Annotated in this window: 2 protein-coding genes; one reads left to right on the top strand and one right to left on the bottom strand. The window is 34.6% G+C overall.

The features are described from left to right. A partial coding sequence (locus PHC28_RS17390) for a DNA gyrase/topoisomerase IV subunit A (protein ID WP_300103529.1) occupies nt 1–2,240 on the top strand: 2,240 nt, incomplete at its 5' end. An 83-nt stretch (nt 2,241–2,323) separates the two neighbouring features. Here the strand turns inward: PHC28_RS17390 and PHC28_RS17385 are convergent. Beyond that, complete coding sequence (locus PHC28_RS17385) at nt 2,324–3,097, bottom strand: TerC family protein (RefSeq protein WP_300103527.1); 774 nt, start codon at nt 3,095–3,097, stop codon at nt 2,324–2,326. Between the last annotated feature and the right edge of the window lie 125 nt (nt 3,098–3,222).

Here is a 3,222-nt window from a genome sequence, read left to right as displayed (position 1 = left end):
TCGAAGCACGTTTATCAAAATTTGCTTTAGAGGTTTTGTATTCTCCAAAAATTACCGATTGGGGTGTTTCTTATGACGGTCGTCGTGCCGAACCCAATAATCTTCCTGTGAAATTTCCGTTGCTATTAGCGCAAGGAGCAGAAGGAATTGCGGTTGGTCTTTCCACCAAAGTATTGCCTCATAATTTTAATGAACTAATTGACGCTTCTATAAAAATATTAAAAGGAAAACCGTTTACATTATATCCTGATTTTATGACTGCAGGAATTGCTGATGTATCCAATTATAATGATGGAATGCGCGGCGGACGCGTGCGTGTGCGTGCCAAAATAGGACAACTGGACAAAAATACTTTGGTCATTACCCAAATTCCGTTTTCTACAAATACAACTACTTTGATTGACAGCATTTTGAAAGCCAACGAAAAAGGTAAAATCAAAATCAAGAAAATCGAAGACAATACAGCAGCCGAAGTCGAGATATTAATTCATCTTTATCCAGGTGTTTCACCAGATAAAACCATCGATGCCTTGTTTGCTTTTACGGCTTGCGAAACTTCGGTAGCACCTTTGGGTTGTGTAATTGAAGACAACAAACCTTTGTTTGTGGGAGTTTCGGATATGTTGAAAATTTCAACAAACAGAACAGTTGATTTATTACGTCAAGAATTAGAAATTCAATTAGAGGAATTAAAAAACAAATGGCATTTTTCTACCTTGGAAAAAATCTTCATTCGTGAAGAAATGTACATTGACTTTAAATTGTATTCTGACAGAGAAACTCTTTACAAGTATATGTATGACCGATTTGAGCCTTTCAAAAAATCATTCGTTCGTGAAATTAACGACGATGATTTGCAACGATTGACTCAAATTCCAATGATTCGTATTACTCGTTTTGACTCTGACAAAGCCGATGATTTTATTGCTAAGTTAGAAGATGAAATGAAGGAAGTCGAATTTAATTTAGCCAACCTAGTCGATTTTGCAATTGCTTATTTTACTAAATTAAAAGAAAAATACGGAAAAGGAAGAGAACGCCAAACCGAGTTGCGCAGTTTTGACAATATCGAAGCCACAAAAGTAGCTTTAAGAAACACAAAATTGTACGTAAATAGGGAAGAAGGCTTCATTGGAACGGGATTGAAAAAAGATGAATATGTAACTGATTGTTCAGATATAGATGATGTAATTGTTTTTCTTCGAGATGGGAATATGATGATTTGCAAAGTCGATGACAAAAAATTCGTTGGTAAAGACATCATTCACGTTGCGGTTTTTGATAAAAGTGACAAACGCACAATTTACAATATGATTTATCGTGACGGAAAATCAGGGCCGTCTTACATCAAGCGTTTTAATGTTTCGGGAGTTACGAGAGATAAATTATACGATTTGACTAATGAAACCAAAGGTTCGCAAATCCTGTATTTCACTTGTAATCCAAATGGAGAAGCCGAAGTAATCACGATTATCTTGCGTCAAATAGGAAGTATCAAAAAACTGAAATGGGATTTGGATTTTGCCAATATTGCCATAAAAGGCCGCGCTTCGAAAGGGAATTTGGTCACTAAATATCCAATCAAAAAAATCGAAATTAAGGAAAAAGGAATTTCGACTTTAAAACCAAGGAAAATTTGGTTTGACGACACAGTTCAAAAATTAAATGTAGAAGCAAGAGGCGAATTGCTGGGAGAATTTAGACCTAATGATAGATTGCTGATTATAAATCAATCAGGAAAATTAAAAACAATTATTCCAGAATTGACAACACATTTTGATGAAGATATGATTATTTTGGAAAAATGGCATCCCAAAAAACCTATTTCTACTATTTATTTTGATGGAGAAAAAGAGCGTTACTACGTGAAACGTTTCTTGGTTGAAAACGAAAACAAGGAAGAAACTTTCATCACAGAACATCCTAAATCACAGTTAGAAATTGTTTCAACTGACTATCGTCCTGTGGCAGAATTGATTTTTGCAAAAGTAAAAGGAGTTCAAAAAGAAAATCAAACGGTTGATATTGAGAATTTCATTGCCGTGAAAGGTTTTAAAGCACTCGGAAATCAATTAACAACCGATAAATTGAAGCAAGTTAATCTTTTGGAACCCTTGCCTTATGAAGAACCTGAAGAGGTTGTTCCCGAAGAATTAGAAGTTGAAGGCGAAACAAAAGTCGAAACAGCTAATGATGAAGAGATTCAGTTAGACGAAGACGGACAAACTACTTTGTTTTAGTTTCAAGTCGAAAGAGTCCTAAAAACAGAAAGTCCTAAAGTTGAATATTTAACTTTAGGACTTTTGATTTTAATATACTTCTATTAATTCTTTTTCTTGGCGGCTTTCATATTTAAAACTTCCACTAAAAGCGAGAAAGAAATAGCAAAATACAAATACCCTTTTGGCACTGGAGTTACATGATTTCCAAAAATGAGTGCATTCGATAAATGAGCACTTTCTGTCAGTAACATAAATCCAATTAAGATTAAAAAGGATAATCCTAATATTTGTATAGATGGATGCTTGTTGACAAAATTACCTACAGGAACCGCAAATTGCATCATAATTAAAACCGAAATAACCACAGCCGTAATCATAATATACAAGGCTCCGTGAATGCCATTTGTCATTCCTACAGCTGTTAAAATGCTATCAAACGAAAAAACTAAATCAATCATTATAATTTGCAGAATCACACTTTGAAACGATTTTGCCGCAGCTTTGCTCAATTCTTTTTCTTCACCTCCTTTGTTTTCTACTTTTTCACGAATTTCGTTCGTGCTTTTATAAATCAAGAATAATCCACCGAGAAGCAAGATAATACTTTGACCGGAAATTTGGGCGTTAAACCAGCTAAAATCAATTGAAAACCAAGGTTCTTTCATGGCGATAAGATAAGATATCCCTAGCAAAAGCCCAATTCTCATAAACATAGCCAGAAACATTCCCACTTTAGTTGCTTTTTTTCGTTGTTCAGCTGGTAGTTTTCCAGTGGCAATCGAAATAAAAATAATGTTGTCTATTCCCAGTACGATTTCCAGAAATGTTAATGTTAATAAGGCAATCCAAGCATCAGGGCTAAAAAATACTTCCATTTTATTGAGTTAAGGGCTATAAATTAGGAGTGTCATTGAGAGGCACGAAGCAATCTGTCACTGATTAGTTGCTATTTTCTCAACCGTTCCGCGTTGTTTTTTATCACTTCCTACGATTCCGAATT

The sequence above is a fragment of the Flavobacterium sp. genome (genome assembly GCF_028712645.1).
Taxonomy (GTDB): domain Bacteria; phylum Bacteroidota; class Bacteroidia; order Flavobacteriales; family Flavobacteriaceae; genus Flavobacterium.
This window is presented reverse-complemented; position numbering and strand designations above follow the sequence as displayed.

Bases quoted from the DNA above. Each gene is read 5' to 3' on its own strand.
- PHC28_RS17385 (WP_300103527.1), bottom strand. From the start codon at position 3,097: ATGGAAGTATTTTTTAGCCCTGATGCTTGGATTGCCTTATTAACATTA.